The sequence below is a fragment of the Pseudomonas putida S13.1.2 genome, assembly GCF_000498395.2.
Taxonomy (GTDB): Bacteria; Pseudomonadota; Gammaproteobacteria; order Pseudomonadales; family Pseudomonadaceae; genus Aquipseudomonas; species Aquipseudomonas putida_Q.
In genome coordinates this window covers 3993960-4010074 of sequence record NZ_CP010979.1, presented here as the reverse complement: position 1 = coordinate 4010074, position 16115 = coordinate 3993960, and the positions used below count along the sequence as shown (strand labels likewise).

Sequence of the window (16115 nt, the reverse complement as noted above, 5' to 3'; positions counted from 1 at the left end):
CTGGCTGCTGACCCTGTGGGAGCGGGTTCACCCGCGAATGCGATGTTGAATTTACCGACGCATTCGCGGGTGAACCCGCTCCCACAGGGACCGCACTACGGCCGCGCTCAGTTTCCGGCTTTGATACTGGTCCAGATCCGGGTGCGAATGCGGTCGATCTTCGCTGGCATCGCTTCCAGCGCATACAACTTGCCCATCATGTCTTCGCTCGGGTAAATCATCGTATTGCCCTTCAGCGCCGGCTCCACCAGCCCGTCCGCCTTCAGGTTGCCGTTGGCGTACTGCACATGGTTGCTGATGTTGGCCATCACCTCTGGCTGCAGCAGATAGTTCATGTAGGCATACCCGGCTTTTTCATCCGGCGCATCGGCCGGCATGGCCACCATGTCAAACCACATGGGCGCGCCTTCCTTGGGTATCGAGTAGCCCACCTTCACCCCGTTGTTCGCCTCTTCGGCACGGTTTTTCGCTTGCAGCACATCCCCCGAGAAGCCCACCACCACACAGATATCGCCATTGGCCAGGTCGCCGGTGTACTTCGATGAATGGAAGTAGCTGATGTACGGCCGCACCTGCATCAACAGCGCCTTGGCCTTGTCGTAGTCCGCCGGGTTCTGGCTGTGGTGCGGCAGGCCCAGGTAGTGCAGGGCAATCGGCAGCAGTTCGGGGCCGTTGTCCAGCACGGCGACGCCACAGCTTTTCAGCTTGCTCATGTACTCGGGCTTGAAGATCAGGTCCCACGAATCCACCGGCGCGTTGTCGCCGAGCACCGCCTTGACCTTGTCGATGTTGTAGCCGATGCCGGTACTGCCCCACAGGTACGGGAAGCCGTACTGGTTGCCCGGGTCGTTCACCTCCAGTGCCTTGAGCAGCACCGGGTTGAGGTTTTGCCAGTTGGGCAGCTGCGACTTGTCCAGCTTCTTCAGGGCCTTGCCCTGGATCTGCCGGGCCATGAAGTGGTTGGAAGGGAACACCACATCGTAGCCGGAGTTGCCGGTCATCAGCTTGCCGTCGAGGGTCTCGTTGCTGTCGTACACGTCGTAGGTGGGCACGATGCCGCTGGCTTGCTGGAAGTTCTTCAGCGTGTCGGGGGCGACGTAGCTGGACCAGTTGTAGATCTTCACCGTTTCGGCGGCGCCGGCCACGCTGGCGGCCAGCATCAGGGGGGCGAGAAGGAGCGTGCGCATGTCGGGTTTACCTTGCTTGGTCTGTTGTTATCGAAGGCAGGCGATCAGCGGATCAGAAGATGAGTACGTAGGTCTTGCGCACGGTCTCCTGGATGTCCCAGGTGCCGGTGCTGTTGGCCGGTAGCATCAATGCGTCTCCGGCTTCTATGACCAGGGGCTCGCCACCGTCGGGGGTGAAGGTGCAGCGGCCCTTGATGAAGTGGCAGAACTCCTGTTGCACGATCTGCCGCCGCCAGCGCCCGGGGGTGCACTCCCAGATGCCGGTTTCGACGCCATCGCTGCGCTCTACGCAGGTAACAGACGTCACCGCCACGGGTTCGCCAAGCGGCACCGCGACCGGGTTGGAGCTGTCGAGCACAGCGCTGTCGGTGTTCTTGAACTGGGTAATGCTCATGACCGGTGGATCCTGTGCAGTTGATAAGGGAAGTCAGTGCATGAAGCCTTCCATGAAGTCCGCAAGCGAGCTGGCCAGGCGCCGCCTCCACGGCGCGCTGGCGGGGTTGGCGAGGGTCCGGTCCTCGTGGACGAAGCTTTGGATGATCGCGTTGTAGCCCAGCCAGCGGCAGGGCTCGGGCGGCCAGCTGGCCAGGCTCGATACCGGGCGGTTGTCCAGCACCCAAGGTTGCGCGGTCAGTTCGTTGTGCTGGTTAAGGATCAGCGCCGCCAGGGTGCGCCCGCCCAGGTTGGTGGCCCCAACGCCTTCGCCACCGTAGCCACCGGCCAGGGCAATGCCGCGCTGGCGGTCGCAGAGCATGTGCGGGCGAAAGCGCCGCGCCATGCCCAGGTTGCCGCCCCAGGAGTGGGTGATGCGCACATGCTTGAGCTGCGGGAACAGCTCGCTGAACAGGTAGCGGCGCAGTTCGATTTCGTGTTCTTGGAGGTTGAAGTTTTCGCGCAGGCGGCCACCGAAGCGGTAACCACCGCGTGCGCCGAATACCAGGCGGTTATCAGCGGTGCGCTGGCCATAGGTGACCTGGCGGCTGCTCTCGCTGAAGGCCTGGCCCTGGCTCAGGCCGATCTGCTCCCAGGTGGCCTCCGGTAGCGGCTCGGTGGCTACCAGCAAGCTCTGTACTGGCAGCTGGTGCTTGCCCAGTGGCGGCAGGCTGGCGGCGTAGCCTTCAACAGCGGGCACTATCCACTGGCAGCGAATACGTGCCAGCGGGGTGCGCACTTCGCCGGGCTGCCAGTCGATTGCAGGGGTGTTTTCGTAGATCGGCACGCCCAGGGCTTCAACCGCGCGTGCCAGGCCACGCACCAGCTTGGCCGGCTGGATGGTCGCGGTGTGCGGGCTGTAGATGGCACCAAACGCATTGCTGACCCGCAACTGGTTGCCCAGTTGCTCGGGGCGCAGCCAGCGGTAGTCGTCCTCGGTCATGCCTTGGCGATACAAGTCATCGAGGTAGGCGCGCAGGCTGCGCTCTTGCTCCGGGTAGCGTGCAGCACAGTACAGCACACCGCCCTTGCGGTAGTCGCAGTCGATGCCCTCGCGTTGCAGCACACCGTGCACTTCATCGGGTATGCCGTGCAGCAGGTCGATGCTGGCGCGGCGCTGTTGGGGCGACAGGGTGGCGAGCAGGCGGTCTTCGCCCAGCAGGTTGCCCATCAGCCAGCCACCGTTGCGCCCAGAGGCGCCGAAACCGGCGATGTTGGCGTCGATTACCACGATGTTCAGCTGTGGCGCCTGGCGCTTGAGGTAGTAGGCGGTCCACAGGCCTGTGTAGCCGGCGCCGATGATGCACACATCCGCGTGCAGGTCTTCGCGCAGGGCCGGGCGGGCACACAGTGGCTCGTCGAGCTGGTCCATCCACAGGCTTATCGTGCGCAGGGGTTGCATCGGGTCCGACTCCACATCCGTCAAGGTCTGTGGGCGATCCTAGTGATGTGTGCAGGCGCCTGTCTTACGTGCGTGCACGCAGGGAAATTTGCTTCAGGTAGGCCTTGGGGGTGAGCCCGGTGTGTTCACGGAAACACTTGTAGAACGCCGACAACGAGTTGAAGCCGGCGCTGAAGGCCAGCTCGTCGATCGTCGCCTCGGCGCTGCCGTCGTCAAGGCTGGCCATCAGGTGCTGCAGGCGGGCCTGGTTGACGTAACGGTAGAAGCTTTGCCCCAGCACCTGGTTCAGCAGGTAGGAGATCTGGTTGCGGCTGTAGCCACTGGCGTCGGCGACTTGCTGCAGGTCCAGCTCCGGGTCCAGGTAGGGCCGCTGGCGCTGGAAGTAGTGCTCCAGGTCCTGGGCCATGGTCGACAGCTGCCGGGGTGACAAGCCCAGGCGGCTGGTGGCCGGGCGCGGGCCGGTGTTGGCGCGGCCGGTGCCATTCTGGCGGACCAGCGTGGCGTATTCGTTGACCCGCCAGATCAGGCCGTCCTTGACGGTGATCGCCTCGCTTGACTGGAACGCCACCAGGCCGGCACCGCCCTGGACCGTGACCTGATACTGGATGAAGGCGGTGCAGCCATCGACGCGAATGCGGTCGCTGTGGACGATGTCCTCGCCGGCTTCATGGGGCAGGCAGGCGCGCACGTAGTCGCGCAGCTCAACGTAGCCGAGCACGCGGTTCTGGAAGAAATCGTGGTACTGGATGTCGGGGTGGTACAGCGCAATGACGCCGTCGAGGTCGCGATGCTTCCAGCACAGGTGGTAGCGCAGCACGGTGTCGGCGGTTATTGGAGTCTGGGCAGGGCCATCAGCGAGCGTCATGGGTGAATGATGCCTCGCCGCCAGGGTTGCGACAAGAATGCAGAACACCTGATGCACAGGGCCTGGTCGCGCAATTTGCACGATTCCGAACAAGCCCATCTTTGCAACTCATTGTTTTGTAAGGGGGTAATTTTTTGTCACAACTGGCACAGCCGCTGCAATGGTTACTGCGCGAATGGACTTGTCGCTAACCACTTAAGGCGAAAACATCATGATCACCCCTGCCGACTACCCCGCTGTCGATTCTCAAAGCCGCTCAGGTGTTTCCTGGGCGGCGATCTTCGCTGGCGCCGCTACCGCAGCTGCCTTGTCTCTGATCCTGGTGGTCCTTGGTGCAGGGCTTGGCTTCGCAGCCACTTCCCCCTGGGCCGACGAAGGGGCCAGTGCAAAAGCCCTGGGCATCTCCACCATCGTATGGCTGCTGCTGACGCAGATCATCGCTTCGGGGCTTGGCGGCTACATTGCCGGCCGGCTGCGGGTGAAATGGGCCAACCTGCATGGCGATGAAGTGTATTTCCGCGATACCGCGCATGGGTTCCTGTCCTGGGCTGTAGCCACCCTGGTGACGGCCATGCTGGTGCTGGGCGCTGCGGGCAACCTGGTGGGCGCTGGTGCCAGCGCGGCTTCGCAGGCGGCCACTGTATCGGCGGCTGCCGGTGGTGCGGCGGCGTCCGGTGACAACAACGATTCGATGGGCTATTTCGTCGATAGCTTGTTCCGTGGCGATGGCCCTGCACCCGTGAGCGACGATGCAGCCAATGGCGTGGCCGCACGCATCCTGGCCAAAGGCATTGCCAGCGACGGTGCGATGCCTGCCGAAGACCGCACCTACCTGGCGCAGCTGGTGGCCCAGCGCACGCGTCTGACCCAGGCCGAGGCCGAAGCCCGTGTCGATCAGGTGATGGCCCAGGTGCAACAGCTGAAAGTGCAGGCCAAGCAAGCCGCTGATACCGCCGCCAAGGTGGCTGCGTGGACAGCACTGTGGACCTTCGTCGCGCTGCTGTGTGGGGCCTTCTTCGCCAGCCTTGCAGCGCTCTACGGTGGTCGCCGTCGTGACCAGGTGCAGTGGCTGGAAGGCGAATACGTAGCCCATCGCACCATTCAACGTTAAGCAAGGAGAACTGACATGCGCTCGATACTGCTCTGGATGCTTGGGGTACCGATTCCGGTGATCATCCTCATCGCCATTTTCATGCATTGACCTAAGGGGCCGCTCTGCGGCCCAGTCGCGACACAAGGCCGCTCCTACAGGAGGTCGCGGTACCCCTGCGATCGCGATCCCTTGTAGGAGCGGCCTTGTGTCGCGATGGGCTGCAAAGCAGCCCCGGCTATCTAAAGGTCAAAGAAACTGCTCGGCATAGTGGCAAGCCACCTGCCGGCTACTCACCTGCCGCAACGCCGGCACCTCCTTGGCACAGCGTTCCGTCGCATACGGGCAGCGCTTGTGAAACGCACACCCATCGGGTGGGTTCAACGGGTTGGGCAGCTCGCCGACAATGCGAATCTTCGGCTTCAGCGGGTCCGGGTGAATGGCTGGCGTTGCCGAGAGCAGCGCCTGGGTATAGGGGTGCAGCGGCTTCTCGTAGATATCCCCTTTAGGCCCCATTTCCACCGGGCGCCCCAGGTACATCACCAGCACGTGATCGGCCACATGCCGCACCACCGCCAGGTTGTGCGAGATGAACACGTACGCGGTGTTGAACTCCTTTTGCAGGTCCATGAACAGGTTCAGCACCTGCGCCTGGATCGACACGTCCAGCGCCGAGGTCGGCTCGTCCGCCACCAGCACTTTGGGTTGCAGCATCATCGCCCGGGCCAGGGCAATGCGCTGGCGCTGGCCACCGGAGAACATGTGCGGGTAGCGCTGGTAATGCTCGGGGCGCAGGCCTACCTGCTCCATCATTTTTTGTACTTTCTCGCGCCGCTCGGCCTTGCTCAGCGAGGTGTTGATCAGCAGTGGCTCGGCCAGCTGGTCGCCAATTTTCTGCCGTGGGTTGAGCGAGGCGTAGGGGCTCTGGAACACCATCTGCACATCGCGGCGCAGCTGCTTGCGCTGCGCCTTGCTGGCGCCTGTCACCTCGGTGCCGGCAATTTGCAGCGAGCCGGAAGACGGCTCTTCGATGAGGGTGAGCGCACGGGCCAGGGTCGACTTGCCGCAGCCGGACTCGCCGACCACCGCCAGGGTCTTGCCGGCTTCCAGTTCGAACGACACGCCATTCAGTGCGCGGACCAGGGCGTGGCCCTTGAAGAGCCCGCGGGAGACTTCGTAATGCCGGGTCAGGTCCCGGGCAGATAGAACGACGGCCATCACGCCACCTCCTGGTTCAGCGGGTAGAAGCAACGCACCAGGCTGTGGGCCTGAGGATCGAGAGGCGGGCGCTGGCGCCGGCAGTTGTCCTGCACGTAGGGGCAGCGCGGCGACAACAGGCAGCCGACCGGGCGGTCGTAGCGGCCGGGGACGATGCCGGGCAGGGTGGCCAGGCGCTCGGCGCCGATGCTGTGCTCGGGGATCGCCGCCAGCAAGGCTTCGCTGTAAGGGTGGGCGGGCACGTCGAACAGCGTCGGCACCTGGCCCACCTCGACGGCTTCGCCTGCGTACATCACGCATACCCGCTTGGCCGTTTCGGCGACCACGGCGAGGTCGTGAGTGATCAGGATGAGCGCCATGTTGCGCTCTTTCTGCAGGTTGACCAGCAGCTCCATGATTTGCGCCTGGATGGTCACGTCCAGCGCGGTGGTCGGTTCGTCGGCGATCAGCAGCTTGGGCTCGCCGGCAATGGCCATGGCAATCGCCACACGCTGGCTCATGCCGCCAGACAGCTGGTGCGGGTAGGCATCCAGGCGGCTTTCCGCAGCCGGGATCTCGACCTTTTTCAACAGCTCAAGGGCACGCTGGCGTGCGGCCTTGCCTTTCAGGCCCAGGTGCTGGCGCAGCACTTCTTCTATCTGAAAACCCACCGTATAGCTGGGATTAAGCGCGGTCATCGGGTCCTGGAAGACCATGGCGATGTCCTTGCCCACCACCTTGCGCCGCTGCCGGCCGCTGAGCTTGAGCATGTCGGTGCCGTCGAAGCTGAGGACGTCGGCGGTGATGCGCCCGGGGGCGTCGATCAGGCCCATCAAGGCCATCATGGTCACCGACTTGCCCGAGCCGGATTCGCCGACGATGGCCAGGATCTCGCCGGCCTCCACCGACAGGTCCAGGCCATCGACGACCGGGACCGCATTGGCGTCGCCGAAGCGCACGTTCAGGTTGTTGATCTGCAACAGTGACATGGCGTTCTCCTCAGGCGGCGTTCTTGAGTTTCGGGTCCAGCGCATCGCGCAGGCCGTCGCCCATCAGGTTGATTGCCAGCACACTGAGCAGAATGGTCAGGCCGGGCAGGCTCACCACCCACCAAGCGCGCTCGATGTAGTCACGGGCCGAAGCCAGCATGGTGCCCCACTCCGGGGTCGGTGGTTGCACGCCCAGGCCGAGGAAGCCCAAGGCGGCAGCATCGAGGATCGCCGAGGAGAAGCTGAGGGTAGCCTGTACGATCAGTGGCGCCATGCAGTTGGGCAGCACGGTGACGAACATCAGCCGTGGCAGCCCGGCACCGGCCAGGCGTGCGGCGGTGACGTAATCGCGGTTCAGCTCCACCATCACCGCAGCCCGTGTAAGGCGCACGTAGGAGGGCAGGGAGACGATGGCGATGGCGATCACTGTATTGATCAGGCCTGGGCCGAGGATGGCGACGATGGCCACGGCCAGCAGCAGGGAGGGCAGGGCTAGCATCACGTCCATCAGGCGCATGATCGACGGGCCGAGGATTTGCGGGAAGAAGCCGGCCAGCAGGCCCAGCAGGATGCCCGGGATCAGCGACATCACCACCGACGACAGGCCGATCAGCAGCGACAGCCGCGCGCCCTGGATCAAGCGCGAAAGCAGGTCGCGGCCCAGTTCGTCGGTGCCGAGGATGAACTGCCAGGTGCCGCCTTCGAGCCATACCGGCGGGGTCAGCAGGAAGTCGCGGTACTGCTCGCTCGGGTCATGCGGGGCGACCCACGGCGCGAACAGTGCGCAGAACACCACCAGGCACATGAAGGCCAGGCCCATTACCGCGCCTTTGTTGCGCGCGAAGGCTTGCCAGAATTCTTTGTACGGCGAGGGGTAGAGCAGGCTCTGGTCCACCGGGCTGGCCGGCGACACGGATTTTGCAATCGGGCTAGTCATGGCGAAGGCCTCAGCGCTGATGACGGATGCGTGGGTTGGCCAGGCCGTAGAGGATGTCCACGACGAAGTTGACCAGGATCACCAGGCAGGCAATCAACAGGATGCCGTTCTGGACCACGGGGTAGTCACGGGCACCGATGGCTTCGATCAGCCACTTGCCGATGCCCGGCCAGGAAAAGATGGTTTCGGTCAGCACCGCACCGGCCAGCAGCGTGCCGACCTGCAGGCCGAACACCGTCAGCACCGGGATCAAGGCATTGCGCAGCCCGTGCACGAACACCACGCGGGCTGGCGACAGGCCTTTGGCACGGGCGGTGCGGATGTAGTCCTCGCGCAGCACTTCGAGCATCGACGAGCGGGTCATGCGGGCGATGACGGCCAGGGGGATGGTACCGAGCACGATGGCCGGCAGGATCAGGTGCATCACTGCGTCCTTGAACGCGCCTTCTTCGTCGCTGAGCAGGGTATCGATGAGCATGAAACCGGTCTTCGGCTCGATGTCGTAGAGCAGGTCGATGCGCCCGGACACCGGGGTCCAGCCCAGGCTCACCGAGAAGAACATGATCAGGATCAGGCCCCACCAGAAAATCGGCATCGAGTAGCCGGCCAGGGAAATGCCCATCACCCCGTGGTCGAACAACGAACCGCGCTTGAGCGCGGCGATCACCCCGGCCAGCAGGCCGACGATGCCGGCGAACACCAGTGCAGCGAAGGCCAGTTCGAGGGTGGCCGGGAACAGAGTCAGGAACTCGGTCCACACGCTTTCGCGGGTGCGCAGCGATTCGCCCAGGTCACCCTGGGCCAGCTTGCCGACGTAGTCCAGGTACTGGACCGGCAATGGCTTGTTCAGGCCCAGGCGTTCCATGGCCTGGGCGTGCATTTCGGGGTCGACCCTGCGCTCGCCCATCATCACTTCCACCGGGTCGCCGGGGATCAGGCGTATGAGCGCGAAGGTCAGCAGGGTGATGCCGAAAAAGGTCGGTATCAGCAGGCCAAGGCGCCGGGCAATAAAGCTCAACATTGTCGGGGTTACCTCATCAGGCCGCGGGGCGATCAGCCCGCTACGGCAATGCCGCCGGTTCCCGTGTGGGTTGCCGGCGGTCGTTGTTGTTCTACTTCACCTTGGTGGTGGCGAAGTTATTGTTGGTCAGAGGGCTGATCACGTAGCCCTCCACGTTGTCACGCATGGCGGTGAACATCTTGGGATGGGCCATGCTGATCCAGGGTTGGTCGTCATCGTACACCTTCAATGCCTCGCTATAGAGCCTTGCACGCTCCTCGTTGTCGACCACCTCGCGGGCACGGGTGATCAGTTCCTGGAATTTCGAGTTGCACCAGCGGGCGTAGTTCTCGCCGGTTCTGGCTGCATCGCAACTGAGCAGCGGGGTGAGGAAGTTGTCCGGGTCACCGTTGTCGCCCGCCCAACCGGTAGACACCAGGTCGGCTTCGCCCTTCTTGGCGCGGCGCAGCATTTCGGCCCATTCCATTACCCGGATATCCAGTTTCAGGCCGATCTGCTTCAGGTCCGACTGCAGCATTTCGGCGGACAAGCGCGGGTTGGGGTTGGTCGGACCACCGCCGTTGCGGGTGAACAGGGTGATGACTGTGCCTTCTGGTACCCCGGCTTCCTTGAGCAAGGCGCGTGCCTTTGCCAGGTCGCGGGGCGGGTTCTGGTTGCTGGTGTTGTAGCCAGGCATGGTCGGCGGGTAGGGGTTCACACCCACCAGCGCGTTGCCTTTGCCAAACAGCTGGTCGACGTGGGTCTGACGGTCGAAAGCCATATTGATGGCTTTGCGCACCCGTACATCGCCGAGGTACTTGTGTTCGGTGTTCATGGCAATGTAGCCGGTGACCAGTGCTTCGATCTCGGCGACCTTGAGTTGCGGGTCGGCCTTGATCGATGGCACGTCATCTGGCTTAGGGTAGAGCGCGACCTGGCATTCGTTGGCGCGCAGCTTCTGCAGGCGCACGTTGCTGTCGGTGGCAATGGCGAATATCAGGGCGTCGGCCGGTGGCTTGCCGCGGAAGTAGTCCGGGTTGGGCTTGAAGCGGACCTGCGCATCCTTGTTGTAGCGCTGGAAGATGAACGGGCCGGTGCCGATCGGCTTGCTGTTCAGCTGGGCGGTTTTACCGGCCTTGAGCAACTGGTCGCCGTACTCGGCGGAGTAGATCGAGGTGAAGCCCATGGCCATGTCATGCAGGAACGGTGCTTCCCGACGGGTGAGGGTGATCACCACGGTGTGGTCGTCGGTCTTGATCACCGATTTGAGCAGTTGCCTGAAGGCCATGCTTTCAAAATACGGGTAGCCGACACCACTGGTCTTGTCGTGCCACGGGTGGTTCGGGTCAAGCTGGCGGTTGAGGCTCCACAGCACATCGTCGGCATTGAGGTCGCGGGTTGGCTCGAAGTAGTCGGTGGTGTGGAACTTCACCCCTTGGCGCAGGTGGAAGGTGTAGGTCAGCCCGTCTGCCGAGATGTCCCAGCGTTCGGCCAGGGCTGGCTGGAGGTCGGTGGTGCCGGGCTTGAAGTCGACCAGGCGGTTGAACACGGTTTCGGCCGATGCATCGAAGGTGACCGCCGTGGTGTATTGGACAACGTCGAACCCTTCCGGGCTGGCTTCGGTGCATACCACCAGCGGTTTGGCCGCCAGTTGCGTGGCGCTACCCAGCACCAGTGCGGCCAGGGCCAGGCGTAGCGGTAGCGATCTCATGAAAGTTCTCTGCATCGGTTGAAGGCTCCCTGCTTTTGCATTGATTCCAGCGTAGCCGCCACGGCCCGCTACGAAGTGGGCCGTGGCGCCAGCGGTCAGAGAATGTTGAATGGAATGGTGGTAACCACGCGGAACTCATCCAGGCTGCCATCGGCCTGTGCCTTGCTGGCCCGATGCGCGGTATAGGTGGCGCGGATGCTGGTGTCTTTCAGCGGCCCGCTCTGCACCGCGTAGCTGGTGCCGATGCCCCACTCGTAGTGGGTTTCGCCGTTCAGGCCATTCACGTCATAGGCAGTGCCGCGATAGTGGGTGCCGTCGATGCCCCAGCCACGGGCGTTGTACAGGTTGAACTTCAGGCCCGGCACGCCGTAGGGCGCCATGTTCAGTACGTAGGAGATCTTCAGCGATTTTTCGTTGGGGCCGTTGAAGTCCGACAGCAGCGAGTTGGCCAGGTAGATGCCGTTGGTTTCGTGCAGGTAGTCGAAGTACTCGTTGCCGTTCACCTGCTGCCAGGAGGCACCGAGGGTATGGGCCTGGTGGGTCAGGTCGAGCGACAGGCTGTAGGTGTCGTTGTCGATCTTGCCCATTTTCTGGCTGCCGGCATCCACGGTCTTGTAGTAGTTCAGGCCGGTGCTCAGGCTGAGCACTGCGCTGTCGCCGAGCACGTGGTTGGCGCCGAAGTAGTACTGGTTCCAGAAGTCGTCGACCTGGGTGGCGTACAGGCTGGTGCTCAGGCTTTTGAACGGCTGGTAATTGATGCCGGCAGTGCTGGCGCGGTCGGTTTCCACGCCGGTGGCGCCGTACTCGCTGCGGAACTTGCTCAGGCTCTGTTCGGTGCGTGGCGAGACGCGGTCGAAGGTACCCAGGTCGAAGCTCAGGTTGTCGAACTCGGCGCTGTGCAGAAACGCGCCCTGAAAGCTCGATGGCAAGGCGCGGTTGCCTATGTAGGCGAGCATAGGCGTGTCCACCGACTGGCGGCCGAGGGTAAGGGTGGTGTTGGACACGCGCGCCTTGAGGTTGCCCAGGCCCAGTTTGCTCCACTGGCCAACGGGGTCGCCGTCGCTGTGGGTGAGGGTGCGGTTGTTGGGGCCGGCAATGGCTTCGCGGCTCTGCTGCAGGGCGATGGCGTTGTAGCCCGCGGCCTCGACGGCCAAGCCCACGGTGCCTTCGGTGAAGCCAGAGCTGTAGTTGAGGATGCTGCCCTGGACCCAGTTTTCCCGGGTGTGGGTAGGGTGGCGGGTGCCGTCGCCCTTGTAGTAGCGCCACAGCGGTGCGCGTGTAGCGCGTTCGCGGGCGTACCAGTTGCGGGTGGTGCCGGACAGGCTCTGGCCGTCGATGAAGCCGCTGGCTTGCGCCTGCTCGCTGCTGGCTTTGAGGGTGAGCGGGATGAAGGCCTGGCTTTGCGGATCGGCCTGGGCCACGGTGGAAAAGGCACTGATGGATAAGGCCAGTGCGGTCAGGGTGAATACTCTCAAGGTTGAAGCTCCCATTTTTTTAGTTATTGCCGGCCTTGTGAGCCGGGTTTTTGCTGCGGTGTTGCCAGAGTTGCCCGGGGTCGCCGGGCTGAATCGGGGAGTCGTGCTACCTGTACCGGCCTTTTCGCGGGTAAACCCGCTCCCACAGGGACCTGTGCAGGCCCCGGCTGATGGGTATCCTTGTGGGAGCGGGTTTACCCGCGAAGAGGCCCTTGAAGGCTAAAAGTCAGTCAACACTCACACCGGAGAAATCATTGCGCCCAAACGGGCTGACCTTGAACCCGGAAACCTTGACGCTGAGCGGCTGGTTCACGGTGGAATGGGCCACCGGGGTAATCGGCACCTGCTGCTTGAGCCGCTGCTGGGCCTGCCGGTACAGGGCGCTGCGCTGGCCTTGGTCGGTGACCTGCTTGGCCTGCTTGACCAGGCTGTCGTACTGCGGGTCGCACCACAGCGAGTAGTTGTTGCTGCCGATGGCATCGCAGCTGTAGAGGGTGCCCAGCCAGTTGTCCGGGTCGCCGTTGTCGCCGGTCCAGCCAATCAGGGCGATGTCATGCTCGCCGCTTTTCATGCGCTTGAGGTACTCGCCCCATTCGTAACTGACGATGCGCACCTTGAAACCAAGTTTGTTCCAGTCGGCCTGGAGCATTTCGGCCATCAGCTTGGCGTTGGGGTTGTACGGGCGTTGCACCGGCATGGCCCACAGGGTGACTTCGGTGCCAGGTTTGACGCCGGCCTGCTGGAGCAACTGTTTGGCCTTTTCCGGGTCGTAAGGTGCGTCCTTGAGGCTTTCGTCATAGGACCACTGGGTCGGAGGCATGGCGTTGACCGCCAGTTGGCCGGAGTCCTGATACACCGCCTGCAGGATGGCTTTCTTGTTCACCGCCATATCCATCGCCTGGCGCACCTCCAGCCGGTCGAAGGGTGGGTGCTGGGTGTTGTAGGCGATGTAGCCGAGGTTGAAGCCCGGTTGCTGCAGTACCTGCAGCGAACGGTCGGCCTTGAGCGCCGGCAGGTCGGCGGGGCGTGGGTGCAGGGTGACCTGGCATTCGTTGCGGCGCAGCTTCTGGATGCGTACCGAGGGGTCGATGTTGATCGAGAACACCAGGTTGTCGATCTTCACTTCATCCGGTGCCCAGTAATCCTTGTTGCCCTTGTAGCGGATCTGCGAATCCTTCTGGTAACGCTGGAACACGAACGGCCCGGTGCCGATGGGCTGCTGGTTGATGTCGCTCGGCCTTGAACTCGCCATCAGTTGCCCGGCGTATTCGGCGGAGAGGATGGAAGCGAAGCTCATGGCCAGGTTCTGGATGAACGCGGCATCGACCGTGTTCAGGGTGAATGCCACGGTGAGTGGGTCGATTTTCTCGACGCGGGCGATGTTCTTGTCCAGGCCCATGCTGACGAAGTACGGGAACTCGGTGGGGTAGGCCTGCCGGAACGGGTGGCCCTTGTCGAGCATGCGGTTGAAGGTGAATAGCACGTCGTCGGCATTGAAGTCACGGCCAGGTTTGAACGCCTTGTTGCTGTGGAACTTCACCCCTTTACGCAGGTGGAAGGTGTAGTGCAAGCCATCGTCGGACACCTCCCAGCGGGTCGCCAGGGCAGGGTGCACGGCAGTACCGCCGCGCTCGAACTCGACCAGGCGGTTGTAGACCGGTTCGGCGGCGTCGTTGTCGGTGGCGCTGGTGTACTGGGCGGTGTCGAAACCGGCGGGGCTGCCTTCGGAGCAGAACACCAGGTTGTTGGCCAGCAGGGCCGGGGACTGGCTGATCAAGCCCAGGGCCAGGAGGGTGGACAGGCGGGTGGTGTGGCGCATGACAAGTCCTTTTTCATCTGTTTGCGCCGCCTCGGGGTGCGAATGGCGGCAACAGTTCGCCGACCCCGCAGCGGATAGCCGCAGGACGACAGGAAAGGGTGGCAAGGATGGAAGGGCACCCACCGTTCGGCGGGTGCCACGGTCAGGCTACTTTTCCACGCTGACGCCGTAGAAGGCGTTCAGCGCGAATGGGCTGATCTTGAAGTCCTTCACCTTGGCGCTCATGGGCTGGTACACGGTGGAGTGGGCGATCGGGGTGATCGGCACCTGCTCCTTGAGGATGTGCTGCGCCTTTTGGTACAGCTCGGTGCGCTTGGCCTGGTCGGAGGTGGCCTTGGCCTGCTTGATCAGGTCGTCATAAGGCTTGTAGCACCACTTGGAGAAGTTGTTGCCGTCGACGGCATCGCAGCCGTAGAGGGTGCCCAGCCAGTTGTCCGGGTCACCATTGTCGCCGCTCCAGCCAATCAGCATGGCGCCCTGTTCGCCGCCCTTGGAGCGTTTGATGTACTCGCCCCATTCATAGCTGACGATCTTCGCCTTGATGCCGATCTTGGCCCAGTCGGACTGGAGCATTTCGGCCATCAGCTTGGCATTGGGGTTGTACGGGCGTTGCACGGGCATGGCCCACAGGGTGATCTCGGTGCCTTCCTTGATGCCGGCTTCCTTCAGCAGTTGCTTGGCTTTCTCGGGGTCGAAAGCGGCGTCCTTGATGCTGTTGTCATAGGACCATTGCGTTGGCGGCATGCCATTGACTGCCAACTGGCCGGCACCCTGGTAGACCGACTCGATGATCTTCTTCTTGTCCACGGCCATGTCCAGCGCCTGGCGCACTTTCAACTGGGCCATGGGGTTGGGCTCGTTGCTGCCCTTGATCTTGTCCATCACGTTGTAGGCGATGTAGCCGAGGTTGAAGCCGGCTTGCTGAGGCATTTGCAGGTTCTTGTCGGCCTTTAGCGGCTCGATATCGGCCGGGCGCGGGAACAGGGTGACCTGGCACTCGTTTTTCTTCAGCTTTTGCATGCGCACCGAGGCATCGGTGGTGATGGCGAAGATCAGGTTGTCGATCTTCATGTCATCGGGTTGCCAGTAGTCCTTGTTGCCCTTGAAGCGGATCTGCGCGTCCTTCTGGTACTTGCTGAACACGAACGGGCCCGTGCCGATCGGCTTCTGGTTGATATCGGCGGCCTTGCCGTTCTTGAGCAATTGGTCGGCGTATTCGGCGGACTGGATGGAAGCAAAGCTCATGGCCAGGTTCTGGATGAACGCGGCGTCGACCTCGTTGAGGGTGAATTGCACCGTGTGCTCGTCGAGCTTGTCCACCTTGGCGATGTTCTTGTCCATGCCCATGTCGGTGAAGTACGGGAACTCGGTGGGGTAGGCCTTGCGGAACGGGTTGTCCTTGTCGAGCATGCGGTTGAAGGTGAACAGCACGTCGTCGGCGTTGAAGGGGCGGCTGGGCTTGAAGTAGTCGGTGGTATGGAACTTGACCCCTTCGCGCAGGTGGAAGGTGTAGGTCTTGCCGTCGTCGGACACTTCCCATTTGGTCGCCAGGCCCGGGATGACCGCAGTGCCGCCCCGTTCGAACTGGGTCAGGCGGTTGAACACGGTCTCTGCCGAGGCGTCGAAGTCGGTCCCGGTGGTGTACTGCCCCGGGTCGAAACCGGCCGGGCTGCCTTCGGAGCAGAACACCAGGTTGGACGCGGCAAGGGCCGACGGTGCGCCGGTGAGCAAGCCTGCGCCAAGCAGGAACGGAATGACTGCGTGTTTGAGCATGGTGGCCTCATTGTTGTCATTTTTTGGATGAGGTGGCCTCGTGAGCCGACCTGAAGATACTTATGCAGGGGCTGTTCCCAATGCAACAGGTAGAAGGATAGTTGGCGCCGGAAAAGTGGTACGGCCGTACATGGATGTCGCATCGGTATAACTTTCGACGAAGTCAAACGTTTGCGCGGGCAAAATGATGGCATTTTGCGAGATGTTTCTAGGCGGGGGTAGGCGTAGGGCGCACCTT

At 62.9% G+C, this 16115-nt stretch carries 13 protein-coding genes; 1 reads left to right on the top strand and 12 read right to left on the bottom strand.

All coding sequences use genetic code 11. The features are described 5' to 3' along the window. Positions 1–107: 107 nt before the first annotated feature. From N805_RS17760 to N805_RS17745, 4 genes are all read right to left on the bottom strand, one after another. Complete coding sequence (locus tag N805_RS17760; protein ID WP_019472716.1) at positions 108–1187, bottom strand: polyamine ABC transporter substrate-binding protein; 1080 nt, start codon at positions 1185–1187, stop codon at positions 108–110. Positions 1188–1239: 52 nt separating this feature from the next. Further along, positions 1240–1581 (bottom strand): cupin domain-containing protein, encoded by a 342-nt coding sequence (locus N805_RS17755; RefSeq protein ID WP_016501370.1) that lies wholly within the window; start codon positions 1579–1581, stop codon positions 1240–1242. A gap of 33 nt (positions 1582–1614) precedes the next feature. Then, entirely contained in the window at positions 1615–3021 is a 1407-nt protein-coding gene (locus tag N805_RS17750) for an NAD(P)/FAD-dependent oxidoreductase (protein WP_026034604.1), read from the bottom strand. 64 nt (positions 3022–3085) lie between these two features. Further along, positions 3086–3886, bottom strand: a complete 801-nt coding sequence (locus N805_RS17745) for an AraC family transcriptional regulator (protein WP_019472718.1) — start codon at positions 3884–3886, stop codon at positions 3086–3088. Positions 3887–4097: 211 nt separating this feature from the next. Here N805_RS17745 and N805_RS17740 point away from each other — a divergent pair, with 211 nt between their 5' ends. Next, the gene (locus N805_RS17740; protein ID WP_019472719.1) at positions 4098–4997 is read left to right on the top strand and encodes a hypothetical protein; all 900 of its coding nucleotides are present in this window, start codon (positions 4098–4100) and stop codon (positions 4995–4997) included. A 228-nt stretch (positions 4998–5225) separates the two neighbouring features. Here the strand turns inward: N805_RS17740 and N805_RS17735 are convergent, their stop codons facing one another. The 8 genes from N805_RS17735 to N805_RS17700 form a co-directional block, all read right to left on the bottom strand. Continuing rightward, positions 5226–6194 (bottom strand): peptide ABC transporter ATP-binding protein, encoded by a 969-nt coding sequence (locus N805_RS17735; protein ID WP_019472720.1) that lies wholly within the window; start codon positions 6192–6194, stop codon positions 5226–5228. Then, the gene (locus tag N805_RS17730; RefSeq protein ID WP_019472721.1) at positions 6194–7162 is read right to left on the bottom strand and encodes an ABC transporter ATP-binding protein; all 969 of its coding nucleotides are present in this window, start codon (positions 7160–7162) and stop codon (positions 6194–6196) included. Before N805_RS17730 ends, N805_RS17735 begins: the two co-directional genes overlap by 1 nt. A gap of 10 nt (positions 7163–7172) precedes the next feature. Then, the gene (locus N805_RS17725; RefSeq protein WP_016501364.1) at positions 7173–8099 is read right to left on the bottom strand and encodes an ABC transporter permease subunit; all 927 of its coding nucleotides are present in this window, start codon (positions 8097–8099) and stop codon (positions 7173–7175) included. 10 nt (positions 8100–8109) lie between these two features. Then, entirely contained in the window at positions 8110–9120 is a 1011-nt protein-coding gene (locus N805_RS17720; protein ID WP_028614161.1) for an ABC transporter permease subunit, read from the bottom strand. A 91-nt stretch (positions 9121–9211) separates the two neighbouring features. Beyond that, entirely contained in the window at positions 9212–10810 is a 1599-nt protein-coding gene (locus N805_RS17715) for an ABC transporter substrate-binding protein (protein ID WP_033742744.1), read from the bottom strand. A gap of 95 nt (positions 10811–10905) precedes the next feature. Continuing rightward, positions 10906–12285, bottom strand: coding sequence for an OprD family porin (locus N805_RS17710; RefSeq protein WP_019473976.1), 1380 nt, complete (start codon positions 12283–12285; stop codon positions 10906–10908). Between the two features lie 226 nt (positions 12286–12511). Next, complete coding sequence (locus tag N805_RS17705) at positions 12512–14104, bottom strand: ABC transporter substrate-binding protein (protein WP_028614163.1); 1593 nt, start codon at positions 14102–14104, stop codon at positions 12512–12514. A 147-nt stretch (positions 14105–14251) separates the two neighbouring features. Continuing rightward, positions 14252–15877: an ABC transporter substrate-binding protein gene (locus N805_RS17700; RefSeq protein ID WP_028614164.1), complete on the bottom strand. Its 1626-nt coding sequence runs from the start codon at positions 15875–15877 to the stop codon at positions 14252–14254. Positions 15878–16115 lie beyond the last annotated feature (238 nt).